Source organism: Halogeometricum rufum (assembly GCF_900112175.1).
GTDB lineage: Archaea > Halobacteriota > Halobacteria > Halobacteriales > Haloferacaceae > Halogeometricum > Halogeometricum rufum.
The window spans coordinates 912,067-937,662 of record NZ_FOYT01000002.1 but is presented as its reverse complement, the minus strand read 5'-3'; the positions used below and the strand labels follow the sequence as shown (position 1 = coordinate 937,662).

Annotated in this window: 26 protein-coding genes; 10 read left to right on the top strand and 16 right to left on the bottom strand. The window is 68.4% G+C overall.

Translation table 11 applies throughout. From position 1 onward, the window contains the following. Positions 1 to 140 precede the first annotated feature (140 nt). Complete coding sequence (gene yciH, locus BM310_RS14505; RefSeq protein ID WP_006055292.1) at positions 141 to 434, top strand: stress response translation initiation inhibitor YciH; 294 nt, start codon at positions 141 to 143, stop codon at positions 432 to 434. Positions 435 to 553: 119 nt separating this feature from the next. Here yciH and BM310_RS14500 read toward each other — a convergent pair whose 3' ends face one another. The 8 genes from BM310_RS14500 to BM310_RS14465 form a co-directional block, all read right to left on the bottom strand. Further along, positions 554 to 910 (bottom strand): rhodanese-like domain-containing protein, encoded by a 357-nt coding sequence (locus BM310_RS14500; protein ID WP_089808900.1) that lies wholly within the window; start codon positions 908 to 910, stop codon positions 554 to 556. A 44-nt stretch (positions 911 to 954) separates the two neighbouring features. Beyond that, positions 955 to 1,518: an NUDIX hydrolase gene (locus tag BM310_RS14495; protein WP_089808899.1), complete on the bottom strand. Its 564-nt coding sequence runs from the start codon at positions 1,516 to 1,518 to the stop codon at positions 955 to 957. A gap of 43 nt (positions 1,519 to 1,561) precedes the next feature. Continuing rightward, the gene (locus BM310_RS14490; RefSeq protein WP_089808896.1) at positions 1,562 to 2,098 is read right to left on the bottom strand and encodes a DUF5809 family protein; all 537 of its coding nucleotides are present in this window, start codon (positions 2,096 to 2,098) and stop codon (positions 1,562 to 1,564) included. 124 nt (positions 2,099 to 2,222) lie between these two features. Further along, positions 2,223 to 2,660, bottom strand: coding sequence for a DUF5810 domain-containing protein (locus tag BM310_RS14485; protein ID WP_089808894.1), 438 nt, complete (start codon positions 2,658 to 2,660; stop codon positions 2,223 to 2,225). Between the two features lie 203 nt (positions 2,661 to 2,863). Beyond that, positions 2,864 to 3,235: a HalOD1 output domain-containing protein gene (locus BM310_RS14480; RefSeq protein WP_089808892.1), complete on the bottom strand. Its 372-nt coding sequence runs from the start codon at positions 3,233 to 3,235 to the stop codon at positions 2,864 to 2,866. A gap of 124 nt (positions 3,236 to 3,359) precedes the next feature. Further along, on the bottom strand, positions 3,360 to 6,548 hold the full coding sequence (locus BM310_RS14475) for a bacterio-opsin activator domain-containing protein (protein ID WP_089808891.1): 3,189 nt from the start codon (positions 6,546 to 6,548) through the stop codon (positions 3,360 to 3,362). 54 nt (positions 6,549 to 6,602) lie between these two features. Continuing rightward, entirely contained in the window at positions 6,603 to 7,142 is a 540-nt protein-coding gene (rimI, locus tag BM310_RS14470) for a ribosomal protein S18-alanine N-acetyltransferase (protein ID WP_089808889.1), read from the bottom strand. Positions 7,143 to 7,286: 144 nt separating this feature from the next. Continuing rightward, positions 7,287 to 9,266, bottom strand: coding sequence for an aconitate hydratase (locus BM310_RS14465; RefSeq protein WP_089808887.1), 1,980 nt, complete (start codon positions 9,264 to 9,266; stop codon positions 7,287 to 7,289). A 337-nt stretch (positions 9,267 to 9,603) separates the two neighbouring features. Here BM310_RS14465 and BM310_RS14460 point away from each other — a divergent pair, with 337 nt between their 5' ends. From BM310_RS14460 to BM310_RS14435, 6 genes are all read left to right on the top strand, one after another. Beyond that, positions 9,604 to 11,823, top strand: coding sequence for a tail fiber domain-containing protein (locus BM310_RS14460; RefSeq protein ID WP_089808885.1), 2,220 nt, complete (start codon positions 9,604 to 9,606; stop codon positions 11,821 to 11,823). Between the two features lie 94 nt (positions 11,824 to 11,917). After that, positions 11,918 to 12,400 (top strand): deoxyuridine 5'-triphosphate nucleotidohydrolase, encoded by a 483-nt coding sequence (locus tag BM310_RS14455; protein ID WP_089808882.1) that lies wholly within the window; start codon positions 11,918 to 11,920, stop codon positions 12,398 to 12,400. Between the two features lie 54 nt (positions 12,401 to 12,454). Beyond that, positions 12,455 to 13,471, top strand: a complete 1,017-nt coding sequence (locus tag BM310_RS14450) for a PAS domain-containing sensor histidine kinase (protein ID WP_089808880.1) — start codon at positions 12,455 to 12,457, stop codon at positions 13,469 to 13,471. Between the two features lie 151 nt (positions 13,472 to 13,622). Continuing rightward, complete coding sequence (pan2, locus tag BM310_RS14445) at positions 13,623 to 14,852, top strand: proteasome-activating nucleotidase Pan2 (protein ID WP_089808878.1); 1,230 nt, start codon at positions 13,623 to 13,625, stop codon at positions 14,850 to 14,852. A gap of 79 nt (positions 14,853 to 14,931) precedes the next feature. After that, positions 14,932 to 15,402: a pyruvoyl-dependent arginine decarboxylase gene (locus BM310_RS14440; protein WP_089808876.1), complete on the top strand. Its 471-nt coding sequence runs from the start codon at positions 14,932 to 14,934 to the stop codon at positions 15,400 to 15,402. A 78-nt stretch (positions 15,403 to 15,480) separates the two neighbouring features. Next, a complete protein-coding gene (locus BM310_RS14435; protein ID WP_089808874.1) occupies positions 15,481 to 15,861 on the top strand; it encodes a DUF5811 family protein in 381 nt (126 codons plus the stop codon). Between the two features lie 32 nt (positions 15,862 to 15,893). Here BM310_RS14435 and BM310_RS14430 read toward each other — a convergent pair whose 3' ends face one another. The 4 genes from BM310_RS14430 to infB form a co-directional block, all read right to left on the bottom strand. After that, positions 15,894 to 16,118 carry a hypothetical protein gene (locus tag BM310_RS14430; protein ID WP_089808873.1) on the bottom strand — a complete coding sequence of 75 codons (225 nt, stop codon included), beginning with the start codon at positions 16,116 to 16,118 and terminating at the stop codon, positions 15,894 to 15,896. 162 nt (positions 16,119 to 16,280) lie between these two features. Next, a complete protein-coding gene (locus tag BM310_RS14425) occupies positions 16,281 to 17,291 on the bottom strand; it encodes a winged helix-turn-helix domain-containing protein (protein WP_089808870.1) in 1,011 nt (336 codons plus the stop codon). Positions 17,292 to 17,423: 132 nt separating this feature from the next. Next, positions 17,424 to 18,179, bottom strand: coding sequence for a hypothetical protein (locus BM310_RS14420; protein ID WP_089808867.1), 756 nt, complete (start codon positions 18,177 to 18,179; stop codon positions 17,424 to 17,426). Positions 18,180 to 18,362: 183 nt separating this feature from the next. Next, entirely contained in the window at positions 18,363 to 20,180 is a 1,818-nt protein-coding gene (gene infB, locus BM310_RS14415; protein WP_089808866.1) for a translation initiation factor IF-2, read from the bottom strand. Positions 20,181 to 20,474: 294 nt separating this feature from the next. Between infB and BM310_RS14410 the strand changes: the two genes are divergently transcribed. Both BM310_RS14410 and BM310_RS14405 read left to right on the top strand, forming a co-directional pair. Beyond that, positions 20,475 to 20,720 carry a PRC-barrel domain-containing protein gene (locus BM310_RS14410; protein ID WP_089808864.1) on the top strand — a complete coding sequence of 82 codons (246 nt, stop codon included), beginning with the start codon at positions 20,475 to 20,477 and terminating at the stop codon, positions 20,718 to 20,720. A gap of 17 nt (positions 20,721 to 20,737) precedes the next feature. Further along, positions 20,738 to 21,196, top strand: a complete 459-nt coding sequence (locus BM310_RS14405; protein ID WP_089808862.1) for an NOB1 family endonuclease — start codon at positions 20,738 to 20,740, stop codon at positions 21,194 to 21,196. A 160-nt stretch (positions 21,197 to 21,356) separates the two neighbouring features. Here BM310_RS14405 and BM310_RS14400 read toward each other — a convergent pair whose 3' ends face one another. Then, on the bottom strand, positions 21,357 to 22,103 hold the full coding sequence (locus BM310_RS14400; RefSeq protein WP_089808861.1) for a CPBP family intramembrane glutamic endopeptidase: 747 nt from the start codon (positions 22,101 to 22,103) through the stop codon (positions 21,357 to 21,359). Positions 22,104 to 22,199: 96 nt separating this feature from the next. After that, positions 22,200 to 23,492, bottom strand: a complete 1,293-nt coding sequence (locus BM310_RS14395) for a glucose-6-phosphate isomerase (protein WP_089808859.1) — start codon at positions 23,490 to 23,492, stop codon at positions 22,200 to 22,202. Positions 23,493 to 23,630: 138 nt separating this feature from the next. Between BM310_RS14395 and BM310_RS14390 the strand changes: the two genes are divergently transcribed. After that, complete coding sequence (locus BM310_RS14390) at positions 23,631 to 24,164, top strand: hypothetical protein (protein WP_089808856.1); 534 nt, start codon at positions 23,631 to 23,633, stop codon at positions 24,162 to 24,164. Between the two features lie 6 nt (positions 24,165 to 24,170). Here BM310_RS14390 and BM310_RS14385 read toward each other — a convergent pair whose 3' ends face one another. Both BM310_RS14385 and BM310_RS14380 read right to left on the bottom strand, forming a co-directional pair. After that, positions 24,171 to 24,866, bottom strand: a complete 696-nt coding sequence (locus tag BM310_RS14385; protein ID WP_089808855.1) for a TVP38/TMEM64 family protein — start codon at positions 24,864 to 24,866, stop codon at positions 24,171 to 24,173. Beyond that, positions 24,863 to 25,561 carry a CDP-alcohol phosphatidyltransferase family protein gene (locus tag BM310_RS14380; protein ID WP_089808853.1) on the bottom strand — a complete coding sequence of 233 codons (699 nt, stop codon included), beginning with the start codon at positions 25,559 to 25,561 and terminating at the stop codon, positions 24,863 to 24,865. The genes BM310_RS14385 and BM310_RS14380 overlap by 4 nt, the downstream gene beginning before the upstream one ends. Between the last annotated feature and the right edge of the window lie 35 nt (positions 25,562 to 25,596).

Genomic DNA, 25,596 nt, shown 5'->3' with positions numbered 1-25,596 from the left:
GCGCCCGCGGTTCACTCACCGGCGAGTTACTCTCCGCGCGAGACCGTCCCCGTCGGCCGTTTCGTCGGCTGCGGCGGGTGTGTGGAACGCGCGGATTCCCGATACTGTTTAATATCCCCATCCTGTACGTTCAGATTGTAATGTCGGAAGTCTGCTCGACGTGCGGGCTCCCTGAGGAACTCTGCGTCTGCGAGGACGTGGCCAAGGAGTCTCAGGAGATCACCATCCGCATCGACGAGCGCCGCTACGGAAAAGAGGTAACGGTCATCGAAGGGTTCGATCCCAAGGACGTGGACATGGACAGCCTGTCCTCCGACCTGAAATCGAAGTTCGCCTGCGGCGGGACGGTTGAGGACGGCTCAATCGAACTCCAGGGCAATCACACCGGACGCGTGGAGGACTTCCTCCGCAACAAGGGTTTCAACGTCGCCTAACGACCGTCACCTCCCGGCCCCGAGCGGTTTCGTCTCACTCTTGCTCGCTCGCGACCGACCGGTTCGTCGGTTCCGACCCGGTCGTCGCCTCCGACCCATCCGTTTCCGACCGGCCCCCGTCAGAACGGCGCTTCGGGCCCCTCGTCGGGTTCGGCCGTCGCTTCTGTCTCGACCGGTCCGTCCCACGCCTCCAGTCCGCCGCGCATGCTCTCGACGCGCGCGTCCGCCGTCCCCTCGAACGACTTGATGAGGCGGGCGGCCTGGACGCTCGCCTGCCCGTGCGGGCAGACGGTGACGATTCGGTCCGCCCCCGAGAGCGACTCGACGCGATTCGGCAACTCGGCGAACGGCACGTTCTCGCTGCCGGGGATGTGTTCCCGGGCGAACGCGGCGGGCGATCGGATGTCGACGACGCGCGGCGGGTCCTCGCCCGCGAGCAACGACTCGACTTCCGAGGGGTCGATTTCGTCGTCCATGCCCGGGAGAAACGGACGACGAGAGATAAGCGTGCGGGTGCCGGTCAGAGCAGGCCGTCCTCGCGGGCGAGGAGGACGCCCTCGACGGTGGCGTCGTTCGTCGGGGCCGCCCGCGCGACGTCGACGACGTCCTCGACGGGGACGGTGCGCACCGAGAGGAACTCGTTGTCGTCCAAGTCGCGGCCGACCGGTTCGAGGCCCTCGGCGAAGACGAACGCGCGCCGGTGTCTGAGCACGCCCGTCGAGCACCAGAACTCCTGCAGGAGCGAACTGCTCGTCGCCTCGAACCCCGTCTCCTCGCGGAGTTCTCGTTCGGCGGCCTGCGTGTACGACTCCCCGCCCTCGACGATGCCGGCGGGCAGTTCGAGTTGCGTCTCCCGCACCGTGGGTCGGTACTGCTCGACGAACACCACCTGCCCGTCCTCGACGGCGACGACGACCACGGCGGTTGCCAACTCCGCCCAGTAGTAGCGCTTCGTGCTCCCGTTCGGTTGCTCGACGAGGTCGTACCCGCCGGTGAACCATCCGGTCTCGTACTCGACGGCCGACTCCAGTACGGGCCACTCGGGGTCCGGTAGCGTCTCGTGACGGCGTCCGTCTCCGTTCATCGTCTCCCGTTCGGGCCGCCCGACGCTTAACTCTCCCCGCGGGTCAGGCGTCGTCGCCGTCCGAACTCGCGTCGGTCGCCGCGTCGGCGGCCCCCGCGTTCGACGCCGCGCCGTCGGGCCTCTCCGCGTCTTCGACCGTCTCCGCGCCGTCGCTCTCGCCGTCCTCGAACCGCGGCCGGTAGAGTCGGCTGAACGCCTGCCTGCGGAGCGTTCCGACCGCCGCCTCGCGTTCGTTCTGGAACGTCGCGGCGACGACGGCGTCCGCGAACGGCGCGGCGTGCCAGACGACGCGGTCCACGTCGGGGCTGCCGAGTTCGGTCACCTCGTAGTCGGGGTGGTCCTCGCGCCACGCGTCGAACTCCTCGCGCGTGCCGACGCGGACGGCGAGGCGTTCGGCGAACAGCACGTTCCGGGCCGTCTCCACCACTTCGCCCGTCACGCGCTCTCGGTACTCCTCGCGGTCGAACGACATGGCCCGGGCCGCCTCCCGGACGACCTGTTGGGCCGTCGGTCCGGCGGCCTCGAACGCCTCTCGCGCCTCGCGTTCGCTCTCGGGTGCGAGCGTCCCCGCTGTCTCCATACGGCTACGTCGCCCGCGGGGGGACGAACGCCTTTCGGTCCTCGGCGGTCGGTCTCCCGTCCCGTCCCCGTCGCCACCGCTCACCGGTCGGGCGGCCGGAGCAGTCGTCCGCAAGAAGTCGTGGTCAGGCGTCGCCGTCGGCGTCCGCTTCGTCGTCGTCTGACTCGTCCGCGCCCGCGTCGTCGGCGTTCGAACGCCCGTCGTCCAGCATCTCGCGCGTCATCTCCCGCGCCTCCTCCACGATGGCGCGCGCCTCGTCGTCGAGCCGGCTCGCGCCGGCGCGCTGGCCGTCCGACCGGTCGAGCGTTCCGTCGTCGAAGGCGTGGTCGTGCGAGTGGTCGTGGACCGTGTCCTCGAACACCGTCTCGTACGTCGTCTCCTCGGCGTACTCGACCACGCGCGGGCCCAGGTCGTCCGGCCCGGACGACCCCCACCCGGGGACGTGTTCGTCGAGCCAGACTTCGTGTTCGCCGCCGTTGGTCATCGCCGTGAACGCGAGGTGGTTCGCGAGGTGCTCTCCGTCCTGTTGCGGCACGTCACAGACGGGACAGGCGTAGCCCATGCTCGCCCGTTGGCTGTCGCGACACAAGGGTCGTACGGTCGGCGCGACGAACGCGAACGTCGGCGTCCGGCGGTGGTGCCAGAAGAGAGATGCAGCGGTGGTGCCCGGAAGTGCTGCAGAGAGTGGTGCCCGGAAGTGCTGCAGAGAGTGGTGCCCGGAGAGGGGGTCCTACGGGGTGCCCGGAAGCGGCCGTAGACGCCCGTTTAGAGTTCGTCCAGCGACGAGGGGTCCTCGACGACGACGACGCCGTTCTCCGAGATGGAGACGTTGTACCCGACGTAGGTGAAGCGGACGCTGGAGGCCGGCTCCTGTTCCTCCGTCGGTTGGCCGCCGTCGGTCGCCGCACGGCCGCGGTTGCGCGACGGTGCGAACAGATTCTCTAGCGCGTCGGGGTCGACGACAGAACCGACCGGTGGGAGCGTCATGGCGTCGTCCGAGTCGCCCGTCCACGCCTCCGCGGCGGCGCGGGCGATGGTGACGGCCAGACAGTCCTCTCCGTCCCAGTCGTGTTGAACGACTACCTTCGATGCTTCCTGCGTGCTCAGCCCCTTCCCTTGCGTTGTTGCGTCGTCCATGATCTGTCGTCGGCCCCCACGCCGACGGATGTTCGGTAACTGTTCTGGGGTATTAGTCGTCGTCTCTATCATGGTAGACTGTTCCGCCGGTTGCACTCTATTCGAATAGTATGTCGTCTCGCCGTCACTCCAGCGTCAGTTCGACCAGCTTCCGCTCTGCCGCGCGGAGGTGGTACTGGAACGTCGGCGAGGAGACGCCGAACGCCTCCGCGAGCGTCGAGACGGACGTCTTGCGCGGCCAGTCGTACAGCCCCCCGTGGAGCGCCGCCGAGATGGCTTCCCGCTGTCGCTCGGTCCACGCCTCGTCGAGGCGCGCGCGGAACGTCCCCGCCGACTCCGACGGTTCGGCCTGCGTCCGCCGGGCGGTCAGCGTCGTCCCGTCGTACGCCGCGGCGAACGCCTCGACGACCGACCGGACGCTCACGTCCGAGGGAATCGTCAGCGTCACCGTACAGACGCCGCCTTCGGCCCGCATCTCCTGCAGGCGGCCGCGGCCGGCGTACAGCGTCTCGAACGGCTTCGTGTCGGCCGGCCGCACCTCGTAGAGGTGTTCGCCGTCGTCCGCGTCGGTGAGTTCGCGGACGACGGCTCCGGCGGGAAGCGCGTCGCGTGCCACGTCCTGCGTGGCGGTGGTTCGGACGAACGAGCGGTACGTCCCGTCCGTCGTCGGCACGACGCCGGTGACCGTCGCCGCCGCCCCCGTCGCCGCCGCGAGCCGGTTCAAGTAGTGGCTGTCGTCGCGAATCTCCAACTCGACTTCCGTCTGTTGCTCGCCGAGGATGGGCTGGGACCGGCCGAGTTGGTCGATGACCGCGCCCAGCGTCTCCCCGAGTTCGACGATGACGTCGCCGTCCTCGCCGACGAACGTGTCGGGACGCGTGCCGTGGACGACGAGCAGGCGGTCCTCGCCGGCGGGGACGACGGCGATGGACCGAAAGCCAAGCGTGAGGGCGTCCCGGCGGTGCGGTTCCCACGCCGGGTCGTCCAGCACGTCGTCCACGACGCCCCGCCGTCCCGAGGAGGCGACCCGCGCGAGCAACTCGGGGAACGGCGAGGTTTGCGCGACGGCCGGGAGGCGGGCCGCGTAGCCGTCCTCGACGCCCGCCGTCGTCGTCGGCGTCGCTCCCATCTCGCCGCCGTCGGCCGTCTCCTCCGCGTACTCGCAGAGCCACGCGAACTGGTAGGGCTCGGCTTCGACCAGCCGTTCGCACGCCCGCGCCATCGCTTCCTCCGTCGTCGCCGCGTGGACGACGGAGCGCGTCACCCCTCTGACCGTCCGGTTGATGCGGTTCAACTGCGTCAGGCGCTCGTTCTGCTGTTCGAGCTGTCGGTCTCTGTCCTGTAGCGCCGCCTTCGTGTCCACGCTCCCGAGCAACTCGCCCATCGTCACCGCCAGCAGGTCGAGAATCTCCGGGTCCGTCTCGCGCTCCGTCGCGTCCGACGGGCGTTCGACGGCGAGGACGCCGTACCGACCGACGGGCGCGAACTGGACGCGTTCGCCGTCCGCCTCGTCGACGACCGTTCGCTCCTCGGCGAAGGCGACCCAGCAGGGGTCCTCGCCCGGGGGGACCGACTCGTCGTCGCCGACGGCGTCGGACTCGGCGTGACGTTCGAGGGTTCGCGTCGCCGCGTCGTAGTCGAAGAAGGCCGCGCGGCAGGGGTCGAACAGTTCGTGACAGCCCGCGACGGTCCGCTCGACGACGGACTCGGCGTCGCCGGCCTGCGCCATCTCGCGCGTCCACTCGTTGAGTACCGTGAGCGACCGCTCGCGGTGCCGGCGTTCGGTCACGTCGCGGACGACGCCCACGGTGCCGACGAGTTGGTCCGCCTCCTCGTCGACGAGCGCCGAGAACTGGGACTCTATCCACACCTCCTCGCCGTTCGGGAGTTCGCTGGGGAACTCCTGCCGCCGCGACTCGCCCGTCCGTGCGGCTTCCTCGCGGAGGCGCGCGCTCTCGGCCACCACGTCGTCGTCGATGAGTTCCGACACGTGGCTCCCGATGAGGTCCGACTGCTCGCGGCCGAACATCTCCGCGAACGCCTCGTTGACCTGCAGGAAGCGCTGGTCGGCGTCCAGCGCGTAGACGCCGTCGTCCGCCGCCTCGACCATGCGTTCGTACCGCATCAGCTCCATCTCGCGCTCGGCTCGCTGGGTCACGTCGTCGAAGTAGACGGAGAGGCCGACCTGCGAGGGGTACGCCTCCACCTCGTACCAGCGGTCGTGCGGGGGGAAGTACGACTCGAACGACGCCTTCTCGCCGGTCTTCCGCGCCTCCTCGTACCGCTCGCGGAACGGTTCCACGTGGTCCTCGTCCCACACGTCCCAGATGTCCTCGCCGACGAGTTCGTCGGCGGACATGTCCAGCAGGCGCTCTGCCTCCGGGTTCACGTACGTCACCCGCCAGTTAGCGTCGAGGCCCAGCATCCCCTGGTCGACGCGGCTGAACACCTCTTCGAGCGTCGTCCGCAGCGTCTCGCGTTCGATGACGGCGCCGATGAGTGCGGCGACGTTCTCCGCGAACCGCGCGCCCGTCTCGTCGAAGGCGCCGGGGGCCGAACTGTGGACCGTCAGGACGCCCCACGGTTCGGTGGCCCCGCCCACGACGACGCTCAACTCGCTGCCCGCGTCGAGGTGTGCGGTCAGCGTCGTCGTCCGCCCGGAGAGGTCGTTCTGCACGACCGGTTCTCCGCCGGTGAGCGCCCGCCCCGGTCCGGAGTCGAGTCCGACGGCGACGCCGCCGACGTACGACTGCGGCCACCCGTCGGCGGCGACCATCGACAGGTCGCGGTCGTCCGACCGGTAGCGAAGGAGGGCGACTCGGTCGGCGTCGAGCGTCTCGGCGACGCAGTCCACCGTCTCGGCGAACACCTCCTCGCGGGCGGGGCCGGAGAGCGCGAACGCGCCGAGGTCCGAGAGCGCTCGCTGCTGTCTGTCGAGTTGGGCGCGCTCTCTGTCCGTCCGGTAGGAGTCCGCCGCCGCCTCGACGCGACGTGCCAGCCACGTCGCCTCCGCCGCCGACCCCTGCACGGCGAGGTAGTCGACGACGTCCGTCGAGAGGGCTATCTCGGCGATGTCGTCCGTCTCGTCGCCGACGAGCACCACGGGCGCGGCCACGCTCGCCGGGTCGAACCCGCCGTCGCTGACGGCAGTCGCGGTGGCGACGACGCAGTCGACGGCCGCGTGCGACGAGGGCGCGGCGTCCGGCGGAACGTTCCACCTGAGCGTCGTCCCGTCGAACGCCGCCTCGAATCTCGCGACGTCGAACCGTCCGGGGAGCGTGCCGACGACCGAGACGGTGTACGAGTCGGTCACTGGCGATAACTGTGGTCCCGAACGCTATCACCTTGTCGCAGGGCCACCCCTGCGTCAGTTTCGCCAGGCGTCCACGTCGAGGACCATCAGCAGGGCGTCCTCGCCGTCGGCGTAGTAGGCGGGGACCCGCCGCGCCGGTTCGAACCCCACGTCGCGGTACAGCGACAGCGCCGGTTCGTTGCCGACGCGGACCTCCAGTTTGACCACCGCCGCCCCCGACAGCGAGAGCGAGACCAGTCCGCGCTGGAGGAGGAGGCGACCGACGCCCATCCCCCGGGCGTCCGGCGCGACGGCGAGGTCCTTGATGTGGCCGATGTCCCGGCCGTGGTTCGGCATCACGTCCGAGACGACGTAGCCGACCACGTCGCCCTCGCGTTCGGCGACGAGAAAGCCCGGTTCGTCGAGGAACGACTCGAACGCCGTGTACGGCCACGGCTCCGTGAAGCAGGTCTTCTCGATTCGCAGCACGTCCAGCAGGTCGGCGCGCTCGACGCGCCGAACGGTCACGCCGGCCGGCGGGTCCGCCGTCCCGTCGTCCGCCGCCGTCTCGCCTCGGGTCGTCTCGCGCTCCGGCCCTGCGCCACCCTCAGTCACTCTCTGCTGGTACGTTCGGTGAGCGCAAAAGTCCGGTGGTCTCCCCCACGGCGTGGGTGCGACCGACGGCGTCGTCGCCGACGTGCTCGCGGCGCCGTCGCTCGGCGGTCCGCGTCCGAAAAAAACGTCGAGTGTGTGCGTCGCTCAGTCGTCGGCGGGCGTCGCGCCGCCACTGCCCTCTTGCTCGTACTGCTCCTTCGTGAGTCGGAGCTTGCCGCCGGCAGAGAGGATGCGGCGTTCGCGTTCGGAGGCGTTGAGCGTCGCCGTGGCCTCCCAGTCGTCGTTCACGCGGACGGTGAACTCGCTCTCGCCGGACTCGACGGCCTCGGAGACGTCGGTGACGACTTCGACGTCGTCGCCCTGTTCGAGCTTCTCGTACGTCTCCTCGTCGATGGCGAGGGGGAGGATACCGAAGTTGAACAGGTTCGCCTTGTGGATGCGGGCGAACGACTGCGCCAGCACGGCCTCGATGCCGAGGTACTGCGGGCACATGGCCGCGTGCTCGCGCGAGGAGCCCTGTCCGTAGTTCTCGCCGGCGACGAGGACGCCGCCGTCGGCGTCCATCGCACGCTGCGCGAACGTCTCGTCCACGCGGGAGAGCGTGAACTCCGAGAGCTTCTCGATGTTCGAGCGGAACTTGAGGATGTCCGACGTGGCCGGGATGATGTGGTCCGTGGTGATGTTGTCCTCCATCTTCAGGAGGGCCTCACCGCGGATGTCGGACTCCAGCGGTTCGCCGATGGGCGCGTTGCCGATGTTCGGTCCCTTGATGAGTTCGTCGTCGACGGCCTCGTCGGGCGAGATGAGGTCGGCCTTCGAGCCGTCGTACTTGTCGGGGAGTTCGACGCCGGGCGCTTCCAGGTCGCCGAGTTCGTCGGAGAGGTCACGCGGGTCGACGATTTCGCCCTTCAGCGCCGCGGCGGCGGCGACTTCGGGCGAGCAGAGGTAGACGTTGTCGTCCTCGATGCCGGAGCGACCCTCGAAGTTGCGGTTGAACGTCCGCAGGGAGACGGAGTCGGAGGCGGGGACGTGGCCGATGCCGATACAGGCACCGCACGTCGCCTCGGAGAAGTTGACACCGGCGGCCATCATCTCGGCGGTCCAGCCCTGACGCGCCAGAATCTCGGAGGCCTGCTTCGAACCGGGTGCGACGATCATCTCCGTCTTCTTGTTCACCTCGCGGTCTTCGAGCATCTTCGCGGCCGGGAGGATGTCCTCGTAGCCGCCGTTCGTACAGGAGCCGACGATGACCTGGTCGACGGACTCGCCCGCGACTTCGCGAACGGGAACGACCTTGTCGGGCATCGACGGGCAGGCGATGAGCGGTTCGAGGTCCGAGAGGTCGACCGTAATCTGGTCGGCGTACTCGGCGTCCTCGTCGGGGGCGAGTTCGACGTACTCGTCCTCACGACCCTGTCGCGCGAGGTAGTCCTTCGTCTTCTCGTCCGTGCCGAAGATGGACGAGGTGGCGCCGAGTTCCGTCCCCATGTTCGTGATGGTCGTTCGCTCGGGGACGGTGAGCGTATCCGCGCCGGGACCGGTGTACTCGAACACCTTGCCGACGCCGCCCTTCACGGAGAGTTCGCGGAGCAGGTGGAGGATGACGTCCTTCGCGGTGGCCCACTCGGGGAGTTCGCCCTCCAGACGGATGTTGACGACTTCCGGCATCTCGACGTAGTAGGCGCCGCCGCCCATGGCGACGGAGATGTCGAGGCCGCCCGCGCCGATGGCGAGTTGGCCGAGGCCGCCGGGCGTCGGCGTGTGCGAGTCCGAACCGAGGAGCGTCTTGCCGGGTGCGGCGAAGTTCTCCTTGTGGACGTTGTGACAGATACCGTTGCCGGGGCGAGAGAAGTGTGCCCCGTACGTCCCCGCGGCCGAGCGGAGGAAGCGGTGGTCGTCAGTGTTCTTGAAGTCGAACTGGTACGTCTGGTGGTCGCAGTACTGCGCCGCCAGCTCTGTCTGGACTTCGTCGAGTTCGAGCGCCTCGAACTGCAGCCAGACCATCGTCCCGGTCGTGTCCTGTGTGAGGACCTGATCGATCTCGATTCCGATCTCCTCTCCGGGTTCGAGTTCCCCTTCGACGAGGTGGTCGTCGAGAATTTTTTCGGTGAGCGTCTGTCCCATAACGTCCCGATTTCGACTGTCTACGATTATAAATCCCGCGTGTTTGAGGTCAGAGGTATGTTCATAATACGCATATTTGTTCTTCGATGGATAATAGTGAACGTGTGCGAGGGCGGCCGATTCGCCGGTTGGTAGTTCGCCCGTGAGGACGGCCGACGCCGGGTGCTACGTCGTGACTCTCGCGTGGCGATTGCACTCGTCGCGACACGTGCGGCCGGATTCGGTCCTCGGCGCATCTCCGTCCGTGCGAATCTCTCTCGTATCACACTTTCAAAATGACAGCCAAATGATTATAACACGGGTTCGTCCGTATCCTGGAGTCGGTGCTATCAGAAAGATGACAGACAAGCCGCTCGCGGGAGACGGGACCGAACCGACCGAAGATGACGCGGACGCCGACGAACCGCCGTTCGTCCGCGCGTCGCGGCGCGGCGTGCTGGCGACGCTTGGAGCGGTCGGGTTGTTGGGATACGTCGGGACGGACACCGCGTCGGGCGAGGTCCTCTCCGGTGTGAGAAACAACGCGCCCGAAGAAACGCAGGTTGTAGCTGGTGGTGAAGAAAACAGCGCAACAGGCAACTACGCCGCCATCACCGGCGGATTCCGAAACGAGGCGACGAACGACTACACGGCCATCGCCGGCGGGCAAGAGAACGTCGCGAGCGGACTCCAGTCGTTCGTCGGCAGCGGGTATCTCAATCAGGCGCTCGGCGACCAGTCGACGGTTAGTGGTGGGAACAACAACGCCGCTCAGGGGAAGGGGTCGACCGTCGCCGGTGGCGGACTCACGAACGACGGAGCGATACCGGACGCGGCCGGTGGAGGGACGCGACAAGGCGGGAACAGGGCGTGGGACGACTTCTGTACGGTCAGCGGCGGCGTACGTAACTGGGCGGGGAGTCCGGGGAACGACCGACAGAGTTCCGCGTCCGCGACCGTCGGTGGCGGCGAGGCCAACACGGCCTTCGGCGGCAAGTGGGTGACTATCGGTGGCGGCCGCGCAAACACCACTCGGGCGGCATACGCGACGATAGCCGGTGGGTGGCAGAATTACGCTAGCGGCGACGAGACGGCTATCGGCGGGGGTCGCGGGAACGTCGCGGGCGGACGGAACGCGACGGTCGGCGGCGGTCGGCGAAACGAGGCCGACGGTCAGGACGCGACTGTCGCCGGTGGTGATCGGAACGCGTCAACGGGACAGTACGCCACCGTTGGTGGTGGCGTTGAGAACGACGCGAGCACTAACGCGACCGTCGCCGGAGGAGTCGGAAACAGCGCCAGCGGGGAACACTCGACCGTCTCCGGCGGCGCTAACAACGTCGCCGACGTGCGGGGGACGACCGTCGCCGGTGGTGGAGGCGAGGGTGAAGGCCCTGTCGAAGTCGGTAACAACCGAACGAACGGGAACCGTGCTCTCGACAACTTCTGCACGGTGAGCGGCGGTCGCCGGAATCAGGCCGGGAGTCCGGGAGATGACCCCGAGAGCGCGCCTTTCGCGACGGTGAGTGGTGGCGAGGCCAACACAGCTTTCAAGCGCGCCACCGTCGGCGGGGGCTTCAACAACACCGCGAGCGGCGAGGAGTCGACCGTCGGTGGGGGCTTCAACCACACGGCTAGCGGTGCAGGGGCCACTATCGGCGGTGGAACGGGGAATACCGCGAGTGGTCCGGGTGCAACCGCTGCAGGCGGTGGCGGGAACGACGCTGACGGCGACTCAGCTACCGTCGGTGGTGGATTCTTGAATCGTGCTGCTGGCGAAGGCGCGACGGCCGCTGGGGGCATCGAAAACCGCGTCGAAGGCCAGACTGCGACGGTCGGTGGGGGATTCAATAACGCGGCGACTGGCGAGCGAGGCACAGTCGCCGGTGGCATCCTCAACGTGGCGAGTGGAGAGTTCGCTACTGTTGGTGGAGGCGGCGGGAACACAGCGACCGGCGTCCGTTCGACCGTTCCGGGTGGCTCCGAGAACGTGGCAAGCGGGCGATTTTCTTTCGCCGCCGGCCGTCTGGCGAAGACTGAATCGGACAACGGGACTGCACACGACGGCGCAGTCGTCTTCGCCGACGCGACCGACAGCGAGTTCCGCTCGCAGGGTCCCAACGAGTTCCGTTCGCAGATGCCGGTGTACGCGCCGTCGTTCAACAACACCAGCGCACGCGCGAAAAAGCAGTCCATCGCCCCCGTCTCGCCGGACGCGGTCCTCGACGGCGTCACCGAACTGGACGTGAGCACGTGGGAGTTCACGGACACCGACGACGGACGCCACATGGGGCCGATGGCGGGAGACTTCCACGACGCGTTCGAGTTGGGCGACGACGACGAGACCATCGCGAGCGTCGACGCGGACGGCGTCGCACTCGCCGCGATACAGGGCCTCGCGGATCGACTCGAACGGAAGAACGACCGTATCGACCGCCTGAGGGACCGCCTCGCCGCGAGGGAGGGCCGCGTCGAAGACCTCGAAGACGAGAACGAGGCGCTCCGAGAGCGGCAGGCGGAACTGGAAGACCGCCTCGATGCTCTCGAAGTGGCGGTGGCCGACGCCGAGTCGTCCTGAGCGGCGTCGACTCGTGTCACCGTTACGTTTCGATGTCACGAGACGGCGACCCCGGTACCGAAACGGTCTTCGTTGTCCTCTCACCACTCCCGACATGTTCAGAAGCGGCGCGTTCGTCGCGGACCACGTCGAACCGACCGACGAGTCGCAGGTACAGCCCAACGGCGTCGACCTGACGCTCGAATCGCTGTACGAACAGATTTCGCCCGGCCGACTCGACACCGAGGGGAAAGAGATCGGGGACAGAGAGGCCGTCTCGATAGACGAGAGCGTCGGCGCGTACGCCCTCCCACCCGGCGGGTACATCCTCCAGTACGCCGAGACGATTCACATTCCGGCGGGCCACGTCGGCTTCCTCTACCCGCGGTCGTCGCTCATGCGCAACTCCTGCATGCTCAACACCGCCGTCTGGGACGCCGGCTACGAGGGCCGGGGCGAGGGCCTGTTGCAGGTCCACTGCGACGTCGAACTCGAACCCGGTGCGCGCGTCGCGCAACTCGTCCTCGCCCGTGCGAACCACGACGGCGAGTACGACGGGAGCTATCAGGGCGAACGGGTCGACCGACCCGAAAGGTAGATTCGTGCCCGAATCCACCCTCCAGCCAGTTCACCCGAGGACTGTACCCACCCGATGACCTCGCCGCCACCGGAAATCTACCGGCTGATATTCCACGAGACGCCGAACCCGACCGTCGTGACGGACGACTCGTTCGCCATCGTCGACGTCAACCAGGCGTGTCTCGACTTCACGGGCTACGCGCGCGAGGAGATGTTGGGGTCGATGCCGACGTTCCTCGTGAACGACCCGAACACGTACGAGGAGATGATTCAGGCGCTCGACCGGGGCGACCCGTGGGAGGGCGAGTTGGAGGCCGTCACGAAGTCCGACGAGCGGGTCTTCGGTCGCGGCGCGACGTTTCCGCTCGTCACCGACGGCGAACGGGTCGGCTACGCGGGTATCTTCATCGACCTCTCCGAGCGTCGGCGGAGCGAACAGACGGTCAACGTGCTGAACCGCGTCCTCCGGCACAACATCCGCAACGACGCGAACGTCGTCGGCGGCGCCCTCTCGACGGTCCGCGACGCCATCTCGGGCGTCGAGCGCGAACTCGTCGACAGGGCCGTCGACCGGGTCGAACGACTCCTCGACAGGGCCGAGACGGCGCGTGACCTCCACGAACTCCTCGACCGGTCGCCGGCCGCCCTCTCGCCGACGGACCTCTGTGCGGTGGTCGAGACGACGGTTCCGCCCTTGGTCGGTGACGAGACGACGCTGCACCTCGACGTTCCCGGTGACCCGGTTCGGGTGCTCGCCGACGACGCCGTATCGCGCGCCGTCGCCGCCCTCGTGGAGAACGCCGTCGAGTACAACGACGCTTCAGACCCGGCTGTCTGGGTCGACGTCGAGACGACGCCGACGGAGGCGGTGGTGACCGTCGCGGACGACGGGTCGGGAATCGAACCCGAACGCGTCGACTACCTGTTCGGGCGGCGCGAGGACTCGCAACTCCGCCACGGACAGGGCCTCAGTCTCTTCTTCGTCGACCGGTTACTCGAGTTCTACGGCGGGTCGGTCGCCTACCGACCGCGCGACCCGACGGGGTGCGTCTTCGAGTTGCGGTTCCGCCGCGTCCCCGCCTCGAGTTGAACGGCCGCGGCGGCCCCCGTCCCCGGTCGGGACGACGGCGCTCGCCACCGCAGTGCGCCCGTTTCGGCGGTTCTCGACGCCGAGAGACGGTCACAAAGCGTCCGGGGTACCCAAAGGCACATTTACGCGCACCTCCAAGCCCCGGTAGCAGATGTCCAGAAGCCCTTCGCTTCCCGACCGTCCTCGGCTGGACCTCGACCCCGAGATGTCGGACGCCGAGCGCCTGTCTGCACTTCGGCAGCACTTCGAGCGTCTCACAGAGGTCAACCGAGAACTCGACGACCGTCTCACGGAGGCGACCGACCGTCGCGACGAACTGCAGTCGGAGGTCGACCAACTCAAGCGTCGCAACGAGACGCTGAAGACTTCGTCGCTCTACATCGCGACGGTCGAGGAGGTCACCGACGACGGCGTCGTCATCAAGCAACACGGCAACAACCAGGAGGTCCTCACGGACACCTCCCCCCACCTCGAATCGCAGGTCGAGGCCGGCGACCGGGTCGCCATCAACGACTCGTTCGCCATCCAGTCCGTCCTCGACGACGAGAAGGACGCCCGCGCGCAGGCGATGGAAGTCGACGCGTCGCCCGAGGTGACGTACGACGACATCGGCGGCATCGACGAGCAGGTGCGCGAGGTGCGCGAGGCGGTCGAGGACCCCCTCGCGAACCCCGAGATGTTCGAGAAGGTCGGCGTCGAACCGCCGTCCGGCGTCCTCCTGCACGGCCCGCCGGGCACGGGGAAGACGATGCTCGCGAAGGCCGTCGCCAACGAGACGGACGCCACGTTCATCAAGATGGCCGGCTCCGAACTCGTCCGCAAGTTCATCGGCGAGGGCTCCCGCCTCGTCCGCGACCTGTTCGAACTCGCGGCCGACCGCGAACCGGCGGTCATCTTCATCGACGAGATAGACGCCGTCGCCTCCAAGCGCACGGACTCGAAGACGTCCGGCGACGCCGAGGTTCAGCGGACGATGATGCAACTGCTCAGCGAGATGGACGGCTTCGACGACCGCGGCGAGATTCGCATCATGGCCGCGACGAACCGCTTCGACATGCTGGACGAGGCCATCCTCCGGCCGGGCCGGTTCGACCGCCTCATCGAGGTGCCGAACCCCGACTCCGAGGGCATCGTGAAGATTCTGGAGATTCACACGCGGGAGATGAACGTCGCCGACGACGTCGACTTCGAGGACCTCGCCGAGGAACTCGAGGGACAGTCCGGCGCGGACATCGCCTCCCTGACGACCGAGGCGGGCATGTACGCCATCCGCGACGACCGGACCGAGGTCCGCCGCGAGGACTTCGACGACGCTATCGAGAAGATGCGCGACGCCGAGGAGTCCGGGACGATTCCGGGGCACACGGACTACCAGTACTGAGCCGACTGGACATCGTGGCTCGTCTCCCTCCGACGGTCGATTCGTAACTCCTTATTCTCCGCGGCGACGTTCTCCGGTAATGAACACCATCTACGTCGTTCGCGGGGTGGGCACCGCGCCCACCGAGATGGCGTCCTACGACGCCGCACTCGCGGCCGCCAACGTCCACAACTACAACCTCGTCCCCGTCTCCTCGGTCGTCCCGGCCGACGCCACCGTCGAGGAGGTCGACATCGCGCCGGACCTCGGACCGGCGGGGAACCGCCTCACCGTCGTTCAGGCGCGCGCGACGACGGGCGGCGTCGGCACCGTCTCGGCCGGCCTCGGGTGGACGACGGGTCCCGGTCCGGGCCTGTTCTACGAGGCGGCGGGCGAGGACCCCGAGGGCGTCCGCCGGGCCGTCGAGGAGGGACTCGACGCCGGACGGGGACTCCGCGACTGGGAGTTCGACGACGAACGCGTCGCGGTCACGACGGCGGAGGCCGACGGCGAGGGGTACACCACCGCCGTCACCGTCGCCGCCTACGGCCGCAGCGAACCCATCCTCTGAGGCGGGAGCGGGACCGCGATGTTGAGGCTTCCGACGGGTTTAACTGCGGCGTTCCCGTAGGGTTGGTGACTCATCCTCATGAACGGAAACAACCCCTACGCGGGTGCGCCCGGTGTAGTAGATGCAGGTCGCCCGGCGGAGTCCGAACTCTCGACGGCGCAGGTTCGGCGACTTCGTGAGGCCGTCGCCGGCATCGTCTCGCGGACGCAGAACTACCTGCCGGAAGGCTACGCCGTGGGGTCGGAACTCTCCTACGGGTCCAACGGCCCGCAGGCGACGGTGGCCGTCCACCCGCCGGTCGGTCGGCCCATCAGCGCCGGTTTCACGCCGGACGAGGAGGACCTGGAGTCGGGGCTCACCGATTCGGACCGCGACGAGGTGGCGCAGGGACTCGCCGCCTCCGCCGCGTTCCAGGTGATGAACGCCGTCGGCGACGAACTGACGCCGACCGCTCGATAACCGTTCTCGGCCGCCGCCGTGCGGTCACGACGCTACCCCGAGAGCGGCGGGTCCACGAACAGCCCGTACGCCAACAGCGCGGCCGAGGAGAGGCCGCCGACGCCGACGCCGACGCCGAACGCGACCTGCACGTCGGCGAACGACGCCGCGAAGACGCCGAGCAACGACGGGAGCGGGAGGAGTGCCAACAACCAGTCGTATCGCGATTTCAACGCCGGGACGACAGTCTCGCCAGTGGGTCTCTTTCTGACACTCATCCGTACTCACCTCGGTCGTTCGTACTGGAGAGTTCGTACTAAATATTACTCCGAACCCGCCGACTCGTTCGGAGAAACCAGTCGATACGTTACGAGTACTTTCGCCGCGTAGGAGACGAGCGTATTCGCCGCGCCACGCGGTCCGTCACGACCGATCCGGGCTCACTCGCCGACGCCGTCGCGTTCGTCCACCTCTAGGACGTTCATCGCCTCGTCGTACGTCAGGCATAACTCGTCGCCCTCGAACTGCACGACGACTCGCGTTCGGACGGGGTCGGTCGAGAGGACCGTCTCCTCGTGCGTCGGTAGTTGCGTCATGACCGCTCTCGCGCGCTCGAACTCGTTGACTCCGAGAGCGAGTTCGAGGCCCCGGGCGCGATAGAAGGCGGACACGTCCGGCTGCATCACCATCCCCGCCGGGGAGTCCAGTTCCCAGTACTTGCAGACCGAACAGCTCCGACGTATCCTCACCGCCCACTTCGCGTCACACCGCGGGCAGACGCCGGCGGGCCCGGGTTCGTGTGACTCACAGACCCACGTCGAGGAGTCCAGGACGCCGAGACACCGCGGACAGACCCCGTTCATACGGAGCGTCTGCTGCTGGAGGAGTCGCGTCACGGCCGCGGCGTATATCTCCTCGGGCGTCCTGTCCGAGAGGATGGCCGCCGGGTACGGTTCGCCGAACAACAGACCGGCGGGGAACCGCTTGTCGACCTCTTGGTCGTCGATGACCGTCTCGCAGTCCGTACAGACGTGGTAGAGCCACGTGTCGCGGTAGGTGAGCACCGTCTCGCCCCCGCACCGCCAGCAGGCGACGTCTATCTCGACGGGGTCGAGCGTCGCCTCCCGACCGACGCCGGCGACGAGGCTCTGGACGAGTTCGAGGCCGGTCGGTCGCAGCGCGTATCCCGACCCGGTCTTCTCGACGAGTCGACCCACCAGTCTCTCGAGGTGATAGCCGAACTGTGCCCCCTGCGGGATGCCGACTCGGTCGCGCAACGCGGTGAACGACATCCCGTTCGCGGGGTCGAACGGGTCGAACGACTCCCAGAGCGCCAGCAGAATCGCCAACCGCGTCTCGTTACCGAGCAGTTCGAACAGTTCGACCACCGCCGGGTCCGCCGCGTCGGCGACCACCGCGAGCGGCGAGTCGTCGCTCTCTGACCCCACCATGCTATCAAACAACATGCGCGGGGAGAATAAGCGACTCGCACGCACTCGGACGCCGGCGACCGGTCGTCGAACCGCTCGTTCGGCGGCGCTGCTCGACGAATCCGTCCGAGCGGGCGGTGTCGGACCCGCCGCTCAGCTTCGACGGACGTCCACCGCCTCGACGACGATTTCTTCGGTCCCCCCGCCGCTACTCGTGACGCCGACGTAGAGGGCGGCGGCCGTCGCGCCGTCGACGCCTTCGACGTCGCCGCCTTTCAGGTCCTCCAGCGTCGCGGTCCGTTCGGTCCCGACGACGAAGAACTCGGTGTCGGCGTCGACGGTCAACTCCCCGTCCGCCGCCGCCGCCGACACCCCTTCCTCGTCGTCTCCCAACCCGACCCAGTCGTCCGTCGGCCCGTCGGCGTCCTCCCACAGGAAGAACTCCCCGTCCCGGTCGACGTCGAGGAACAGTCCGACGAACATCGTCGCGGGCCCCGTCGTCCGTTGCGTTTCGACGGTCTGCGAGACTACGGTCACCTCCGCGACGTCGCCGAGCGCCCCCAGGTGGACGTCGAACCCCGCGTTCCGATCTGCGGGCAGGTCCTCGACGCGACACCGGATGGCGCCGCCGTCCGTCGGTTGCGCCGCCCACCTCGACTCTCCGTCGCCGTCGTCGAACGGCGCGGTCGACCGCCCCCAACTGTCGGGGCCGTGAGGGAACCAGGCGTAGTGACCGTGCCGTTCGACGGCCGACACGAGGGTCCCGCCGCTCTGGTCCGGGGCGGTGCCGGTCTCCGGCCAGACGCCTCGAAGTCCGACGCCACCGAGGACGACACCTCCGACCGCGAACGTCCCCGCTCTCAGTACTCCTCGCCGCGATACCTCCTCTCTCGCCGGTCTCTTCTCCATGTGTTCCACCTCTCGACGCGCGTTCCACGACCGGACGCGCTAGTCGTTGTCAGAACCCAGCGGCCGAAAAGTGTTCTCTGAAGAACATTTTAGACGGCGTGTTGTCTCAACCGCGGTTCAGAAACGGGACCGATACGAATCGACTCCGTCGCGTTCGCCCCGACGGCGACGACGGACCGTGCCTCACTTCCCCCAGAACGGGTCGCGCTGGCGGTGTTTGTCCAGATAGCCGGTCAGCGCTTCGAGTTCGTCCGCCGGAATCTCGTCGGAGAGTTCCTGTTCGAGAATCTTCGCGTGCTTCTCGGGCAACTCGGTCCACAGTTCGTCGCCCTCGTCTATCTGCCGGCCGACGGTGGGGCCGTCGATGGCGACGGAGACGCGGTTGCCCGCGCGAACCTCGGAGACGTCCTCGCCCTGCTCTTGGATGCCGGAGAGTTGGCCGACGCGTTTCGGTTCGTTGCCCTCCCACTTCACGACGTGCGCGTTGTTCTTCAGCGTCCCCGACAGCACCTCGACGCCGACGACGGCGGGACTCGACTGCCGGAACACGTGGTCTTCGAGGATGCGGAACCGACACGGACGCTTGATCTTGTCCAGCACCGTCTCCTGTTGGGCGCGCTTGCGTTCGGCGACGAACTCCTCGTACTCCTCGACGAGTTGGTAGATGACGTCGTCCTCGAACAGGCGCACGTCGCCCGTCTTCTCCAGTTCGTCCTCGGCGTTCGAGAGGACGTCCACGTTGAAGCCGAGGATGACCTTGTGGTCGTCCTCGCGGGCCGTCGAGGCGACGGCCACGTCCCGCGGAGCGACGTCGCCGACTTCGGCGCGGAGGATGGGCACCTCCGCCTCTCGCAGGGCGTTGGCCATCGCCTCCAGACTGCCGAGGGTGTCGGCCTTGACGACGACGCCCTCCTCCTCGGTGTCGACCTCTATCTCGGCGAGTTCGGACTCGACGTCCTCGATGACGGCCTCGACGCTCCGGTCGCGGACGACGCGAATCGGCGCGCCCGCCATCGCGTCGTCGAGGTCCGGCGCGGCGATTTTGATACCGGCCGCGGCGGCGACTTCCTCCACCTTGTCGAACCGCTTTTCGGTCCGTATCTCGGCGTTCGGACGCGGTTGCAGGAGGGCGCGAACCTCGGTGACGATGGGGCCGTTGACGCCGCCGACGACGATGGTGTCGTCCTCGCGGACGCTGCCGTCGTAGAGGACGACGTCCACCGTCGCGCCGAACCCGCGTTCCTCCTTCACTTCGAGCACGGTGCCCGCCCCGGGGCCGGCCACGTCCACGGCCATCTCCTCTTTCATGTAGCGCTGGGAGAGGCCCATGAGGACCGCGAGGAGGTCCGGGATGCCCTCGCCGGTCATCGCCGAGAGGGGGACGACGCCGACGTTCTTCTGGAAGTTCTGGACGCGCCAGTAGAGGTCCGCGGAGAAGCCCTCGTCGGAGAGGTTGCCGATTATCTCGTAGAGGTTCTGGTCGAGACGCTGACGGGCGTTGTCCGACTGGTCCTCGTACGTCCCCTGGATGGGCGACCCCTCGTTGGGGTTCCACCCGGGCGTCGTGTCTATCTTGTTGGCGGCGACGACGAACGGCGTCCCCGTCCGCTTGAGGATGTCGAGCGCTTCGATGGTCTGCGGCTGGAAGCCGTCGTTCACGTCCACGACGACGATGGCGATGTCGGCGAGTGCGCCGCCGCGGGAGCGAAGCGTGGAGAACGAGTGGTGGCCGGGCGTGTCGATGAACAGGAGGCCCGGCAGGTCGAAGTCCTCCGGCTTGACGAGACTGCCGGCCATCTGCGAGACGGTCTCTAGCGGGACCGCCGTGGCGCCGATGTGCTGCGTGATGGCGCCCGCTTCGCCTTCCGAGACCGCAGAGCCGCGTATCTTGTCGAGCAGCGTCGTCTTGCCGTGGTCGACGTGCCCGAGAACTGCGACGATGGGGGTTCGGAGTGCGTTCGATTCGGTCGTGGGAGGAGCGTCGGCGTCGGTGTCAGACATGAAAAATCACTCCGAGAAGTGTTCTGTACCGATACGCGGGCGGCGCCGAAGTTAAGTCCATCGTCACGCCGTGGCGCGTACGCGCGAGACGCGAGGACGCCGCCGATTTCGACCAGTCCGACGGACGGTCTCGGCCGCCGACGCGTTCGGTTCTCCCGGTTCGGCCGTCCGCGGCCCATCTCGTCGGTGCGTTCGTCTCGTCGTCGCGGCCGGCCTCCCCCGCGCCAGCGCCGTCGGACGGTCGTCGGACGGTCCCCGTGGCACTTATGTTACCGTGGCCGAATACCTCTCGTCATGGCCGACGTACTCGCCGAGAACCTCTCCGGAAAGGCCGTCATGGGCTCCGACGGGACGGAACTCGGAATGCTGTACAACATCACGATGAATCTCAAGACGGGAACGCTCCACGACTTGCTCGTCTCGCCGCACGAGGAGGTCCGCCCGGGCCAGTTCGCCTTCGAGCAGGACGAGCAGGGCCGGTTTCAGGTCCCCGTCTCACGCGTCCAAGCCGTAAAAGACTATATCGTCGTTCAGAGATAGACAGGGACAAACTGCCGATGCAGGTTCTCGACTCTTCCGCGTTCATCCACGAGTATCACACCGACGACCAGACGGCCTCGATTCCCCTCGTCAGCGAGGAACTGGAGGACGAGGCATCCTTCCGCTTCGACGCGATGGAAGGGGCGGGGATGCACATCCACATCCCCGCGTCGGGCACCGTCGAGAAGATTCGCCGCGCCGCCGAGGAGACGGGCGACCGGGAGACGCTCTCGGACACCGACATCCGCCTCCTGGCGGCCGCCTTCGAACTCGACGCCACCCTCGTCACCGACGACTACGCGATGCAGAACGTCGCCGAACGCGTCAGCGTACAGGTGAAGGTCATCGCACAGGACGGCATCGAGGAACAGCGTAACTGGCGGTTCCAGTGTCAGGGCTGCGGGCGCGAGTTCGACGAACACAAGGAGCGGTGCCCCATCTGCGGGATGGAACTCGCGCGGAAGAACCCGGCGTAACGGTCACGAACCGGCGTTCTACCGACCGACGGGCCCGGCTCCGCGACGGCGGTCCGTCGTCTCCGGGGCGACGCGCCGTCCGCCGCGTTCTCGAATCGACTCTCTCTCGCCGAACGGACAGCGGAGCGACTCCGCCGGGTCGTCGCGGCGTCGCGACCGGTCACCCGAGTGCGCCCACGGCCGCGGCGTACGTCATCGCGAACTGGACGACGTTGTAGAGGCCGTGGGCGACGACGGGCACGAGGAGGTTCTCGCTCCGTTCGTAGACGACTCCGAGGACGGCGCCGAGGACGAGGACGACGGTCAGCGAGACCAGAGCGCCCTCGCCGGTGAACGAGGCGAAGTGGATGGACGCGAACGTCGCGCTCGACCCCGCGACGGCGAACGGGACGCCGTACTCCCGGCGCAGGAGCCCCTGCACGGCGCCGCGGAACACGAGTTCTTCCGTCGGCGCGACGAGGAGCAGCGTCACGGGAATGTAGTAGAGCCCCAGCACGGGCTGGTCCAGAATCTGCTGTTCGAGGACGCTCTGTCCGCTGTCGATACCCAGCGCGGTGATGCCGACGCTGATGACGAGGTAGAAGGCGAGGAGGACGCCGAACCCGGCGGCGGTCCACCCGAGGTCACGCCGCGTCGGGCGGCCGCGGTGTATCAGGTCCCACTGGTCGGTGGCCGTCAGGTACCCCGCGCCGGCGACGCCGAACCCGACGAACTGCGAGGCGCTCCGCAGGGCGGTGTAGAGTGCAGTCCCGCGTTCGATGCCGACGCTCCGGAAGAGCGCGTCACCGAGCGAGAGGAAGATGGAAGCGCAGACGAGCGCGAGGACGACGACGACGGCGGCGCCGCCGAACGCCCGGACGGGGGCCGGCAGGCCGTCGGACGGAGACGAGGACACGTCGGAGGCCATGTCGATGCCGGCGGTACGGCGCGACGGCGGATAGGAATGCCGGTCCCGCTACCGGATTCGACTCCGACTGCGGAGCCTCGACGCGGAGCGCGGCGACTACTCCACGACGAGACGCGTCTTCTCCGACACCGCGTCGGCCTCCTCGAAGTCGCCGCCGCCGAGCAGTCCGCGCGCGGCGCGCTTGCCCCACTCGACGGCCGGTTGCGTGAACGTGGAGACGCCGGCGAGTTCGCCGTACAGGACGCACGCGGCCTCCATCCCGTACAGCAGTTCGCCCAGTCCGCGTTCGTCCACCGCGTCTATCTCGACGCGTACGTTCGGCACGCCCACGGCGGCCAGACTCGCCTCCGTCGCCTCGAACTCGGCGTCGAGGAGTTCCCCGAGAGACGACCCGCCGAGATAGCTGAGACCCTCCAGGTCGGTCTCGGGGATGTCCCTGTCGGCTCGCTCCGTGGGGCGGACGAGCGTCACGAGTTTGTCGCGCGGTCCCGCGCGGTAGAGTTGGAGCTGCGAGTGCTGGTCCGTCGCGCCGAGGGCGCGGGCGGGCGTCTGGCCCAGTCCGTCCTTCCCGAGGCTCTCGGCCCACAACTGCGCGAACCACTCGGCGAAGTACTCGAGGTCCTCGCTGTACGGCATCATCGCGTTCGTCAGCGCGCCGCGGTTGGCGAGGGCGTACGACGCCGCCCCGTAGGCGTACGCGGGCGACTCGAACAGCGACCCCGAGAGGCGACTCGCCTCGTCGCGCGCGCCGGCGAGCAACGCGTCTAGGTCGTGGCCCTGAATCGCCGCGACGGCGAGCCCCACCGTCGAGAGGGCGGAGAACCGGCCGGGGACGCCGTCGGGAACCGAGAGCGACGGCAGGTCGTGCTTCTCGGCCAGTCCGCGGAGGTTGCCCGACTCGCCCGTCGTGACGAACGTGCGCTCGGTCCAGTCGACGCCGGCGTCGGTCATCGCGTCGCGGACGACGAGGAAGTTCGCCAGCGTCTCGGCCGTCGTGCCGGAGCGCGAGACGACGTTGACGACGGTGTCCGACAGCGAGAGGGTGTCGAGGAGGCGCGTCACGTGCTCGGGGTCCACGTTGTCGAGGTAGTAGGCCTCGGGGTCGTCCGGTTCCGAGAGCCCGGCCGAGAGCGTCGCCGCCCCGAGTGCGCTCCCGCCGATGCCGACGGTGACGACGGCGTCGGGCGAGTCGAACGGTTCGACGGCGGCCCGAATCGCGTCGGGGTCGGCGGTGTCCGGGAGGTTCAGCGCCGCGTACCCGTGTTCGGCGTCGGCGCGGCCCGCTTCGATGGTCTCGTGCGCCGCGGCGACCTGTTCGTCCAGCCGTTCGAGCGACGCCTCCGAGACGCCGGGCGTCGTCGAGAGTGCGTTGCCGAGGTCAACTCGCATGCCTGAACGGGCGACGGCGGCGGTGAAAAAGGTGGGTACTCGGTGGGGCGGCCGCCGCCGTTCCCGCCCTCACGCCGACGGACGGCCCTTCGAGCAGAGACCGGTTCGCTCAAGAGTCACCCGCCCCAACCTCCGACGATGGCATCGGGTTACAACGGCGTCTTCGGGGCGTTCCCGTACGCCTTCCGCCGCAGTCGGTCGCTCCTGTTCAAGTCGTACGTCGTGTGTAGCGGGCTCGCCGTCGCGCTCATCTCCATTTTCGTCGTCATCGCCCTCGTCGTCCTCATCGGACAGACGGCGTCGGTGCAGGGCGGGTCGCTGACGCTCTCGCGGGCGTTCTACATCGTCGTCGGTCTGCTCGTCGTCCTCCCGGCGGTGGCGCCGACGCTCGCGGTGGCCCGGCGGCACCGCCGCGGCATCGAGTCGTCGCCGCGCTACGAACCCGCCCTCGCCGTCGCGGGCTACCTGTTCCTCCTGTCGCTGTATCTCGGGGTGGTCGCGTCGATGCCCGAGACGTTCGTCCTCGACGGCGAGACGGTGACGCGGCCGGCGGCGTCCGGTCCGTTCGCGCCCCTGATATCGCTGCTGTACGCGATTCCGCAGGCGCTGTCGTGGACGGTTCCGCTGGCGGGTGCGCTCCTCGTCGCCGCCGCGCACAGATTGTTCGGCTGAGCGCGGTCAGCCGGCGTCGTCCGCCACCGACCCCGCCGAGCCGAACCGGTCGCGAGCGACGTAGACGGCCGCGGAGAGGAGGGCGACGGCGGCGAGAGCGCCGAGAGCCGTCGTCGTCCGTCCCGCGGCGACCCCGTCGCCGACGAGGGCGACGAGGACGAAGGTGGGGAGGCGGCCGACGGCGACGAGGGCGACGAACGTCCGGAAGCGGAGCGTCGTCAGTCCCGCCAGCGCGCAGATGGCGTCGTCCGGGAACGTCGGGAGCAGGAAGACGACGAACAGGCCGACGACGCCGTGGTCGGCCGCGAAGGAGTCGAACCGGTCGAGGGCGTCGGCGGCCACGACGCGTTCGACGAACGGCCGTCCGTACCGCCGCGCGAGGAGGAAGACGGCGGCGCTCCCGAGGAGGACGCCGAGCATGCTGTACGCCGTCCCGGCGACGACGCCGAACAGGTAGCCGCCGACGACGCCGAGCGTCTGCCCCGGAATCGGCGCGACTATCACCTGCGCCGCCTGCACGAGGACGAACGCGGGGGCGGCGTACGGGCCGAGTCCGCCCACCGTCGCGCGAACCCACGCGGGGTCGAGGACGAACGGCGCGTACGCGCGGACGGCGACGCCGCCGAGGAGGAGACAGAGCGCGAGGAGTCCGAGTCCACGGAGGGCGCTCCGCCGCGCCGCCGCGGACGCGAACAGTCTCATACGACGCCGAACTCGATGGCGAGACAGAGCGCGACGGTGACGGCGCCGCCGAGAGCGACGAGGAGGTGGGCGTCGTCGGTCTTCGGCGCCCTGTACTCGGAGGTCATCAGCGGGCAGACGGCGACGATGGAGAGGCCGGCGAGCCAGCCGTTCCACGGCGGAACGAACTGCAGTACGAAGTAGTTCGCGAGGACGACGAGGTGGGTGTGGACCACCGTCGTCCCGTGGTAGTATCTCGTGTCGCCGTCGCCGACGAAGCCCTCGTCGTTGTGGCGAATCAGGCGCAGACCGCCGAACATGAGGACGACGAAGCCGACGACGGCGCTCGCGACCCAGTGCGGGCGCATGACGACGTGGTAGAGGAGGGCGGCGGAGACGAGGTAGGTGAAGATGTCGATGAAGGAGTCTATCTGCCGGCCGAACGCCGACGGCGTCCCGTGTTCGCGGGCGTAGTAGCCGTCGAGTTTGTCGAAGACGAACCCGACGAGGACGGCGACGATGCCCCAGTTCACCTCGCCCTGGACGAACAGCACCGCGCCGACCCACGCCCAGAACAGGGCGGCGAGACTCAGCCAGTCGGCGACGGTGAGTCGCCGAACCATGTTGTCGCCGGTCGACGACGCCACCACCCGCCGCGCCCGCCTGTCGAGTCGTTCGGTCCACCCGCCGCGCGCTGACCGGCCTTCGTTTGACATCGTGGCTCTACCCGCACCACTCGGCCGAAGAAGTA

What these genes read in the sequence shown, in the direction of transcription:
- yciH (WP_006055292.1), top strand. Translation starts at nt 141, where the DNA reads ATGTCGGAAGTCTGCTCGACGTGCGGGCTCCCTGAGGAACTCTGCGTC.
- BM310_RS14500 (WP_089808900.1), bottom strand. Translation starts at nt 910, where the DNA reads ATGGACGACGAAATCGACCCCTCGGAAGTCGAGTCGTTGCTCGCGGGC.
- BM310_RS14495 (WP_089808899.1), bottom strand. Translation starts at nt 1,518, where the DNA reads ATGAACGGAGACGGACGCCGTCACGAGACGCTACCGGACCCCGAGTGG.
- BM310_RS14490 (WP_089808896.1), bottom strand. Translation starts at nt 2,098, where the DNA reads ATGGAGACAGCGGGGACGCTCGCACCCGAGAGCGAACGCGAGGCGCGA.
- BM310_RS14485 (WP_089808894.1), bottom strand. Translation starts at nt 2,660, where the DNA reads ATGGGCTACGCCTGTCCCGTCTGTGACGTGCCGCAACAGGACGGAGAG.
- BM310_RS14480 (WP_089808892.1), bottom strand. Translation starts at nt 3,235, where the DNA reads ATGGACGACGCAACAACGCAAGGGAAGGGGCTGAGCACGCAGGAAGCA.
- BM310_RS14465 (WP_089808887.1), bottom strand. Translation starts at nt 9,266, where the DNA reads ATGGGACAGACGCTCACCGAAAAAATTCTCGACGACCACCTCGTCGAA.
- BM310_RS14460 (WP_089808885.1), top strand. Translation starts at nt 9,604, where the DNA reads ATGACAGACAAGCCGCTCGCGGGAGACGGGACCGAACCGACCGAAGAT.
- BM310_RS14455 (WP_089808882.1), top strand. Translation starts at nt 11,918, where the DNA reads ATGTTCAGAAGCGGCGCGTTCGTCGCGGACCACGTCGAACCGACCGAC.
- BM310_RS14450 (WP_089808880.1), top strand. Translation starts at nt 12,455, where the DNA reads ATGACCTCGCCGCCACCGGAAATCTACCGGCTGATATTCCACGAGACG.
- pan2 (WP_089808878.1), top strand. Translation starts at nt 13,623, where the DNA reads ATGTCCAGAAGCCCTTCGCTTCCCGACCGTCCTCGGCTGGACCTCGAC.
- BM310_RS14440 (WP_089808876.1), top strand. Translation starts at nt 14,932, where the DNA reads ATGAACACCATCTACGTCGTTCGCGGGGTGGGCACCGCGCCCACCGAG.
- BM310_RS14435 (WP_089808874.1), top strand. Translation starts at nt 15,481, where the DNA reads ATGAACGGAAACAACCCCTACGCGGGTGCGCCCGGTGTAGTAGATGCA.
- BM310_RS14430 (WP_089808873.1), bottom strand. Translation starts at nt 16,118, where the DNA reads ATGAGTGTCAGAAAGAGACCCACTGGCGAGACTGTCGTCCCGGCGTTG.
- BM310_RS14425 (WP_089808870.1), bottom strand. Translation starts at nt 17,291, where the DNA reads ATGGTGGGGTCAGAGAGCGACGACTCGCCGCTCGCGGTGGTCGCCGAC.
- BM310_RS14420 (WP_089808867.1), bottom strand. Translation starts at nt 18,179, where the DNA reads ATGGAGAAGAGACCGGCGAGAGAGGAGGTATCGCGGCGAGGAGTACTG.
- infB (WP_089808866.1), bottom strand. Translation starts at nt 20,180, where the DNA reads ATGTCTGACACCGACGCCGACGCTCCTCCCACGACCGAATCGAACGCA.
- BM310_RS14410 (WP_089808864.1), top strand. Translation starts at nt 20,475, where the DNA reads ATGGCCGACGTACTCGCCGAGAACCTCTCCGGAAAGGCCGTCATGGGC.
- BM310_RS14405 (WP_089808862.1), top strand. Translation starts at nt 20,738, where the DNA reads ATGCAGGTTCTCGACTCTTCCGCGTTCATCCACGAGTATCACACCGAC.
- BM310_RS14400 (WP_089808861.1), bottom strand. Translation starts at nt 22,103, where the DNA reads ATGGCCTCCGACGTGTCCTCGTCTCCGTCCGACGGCCTGCCGGCCCCC.
- BM310_RS14395 (WP_089808859.1), bottom strand. Translation starts at nt 23,492, where the DNA reads ATGCGAGTTGACCTCGGCAACGCACTCTCGACGACGCCCGGCGTCTCG.
- BM310_RS14390 (WP_089808856.1), top strand. Translation starts at nt 23,631, where the DNA reads ATGGCATCGGGTTACAACGGCGTCTTCGGGGCGTTCCCGTACGCCTTC.
- BM310_RS14385 (WP_089808855.1), bottom strand. Translation starts at nt 24,866, where the DNA reads ATGAGACTGTTCGCGTCCGCGGCGGCGCGGCGGAGCGCCCTCCGTGGA.
- BM310_RS14380 (WP_089808853.1), bottom strand. Translation starts at nt 25,561, where the DNA reads ATGTCAAACGAAGGCCGGTCAGCGCGCGGCGGGTGGACCGAACGACTC.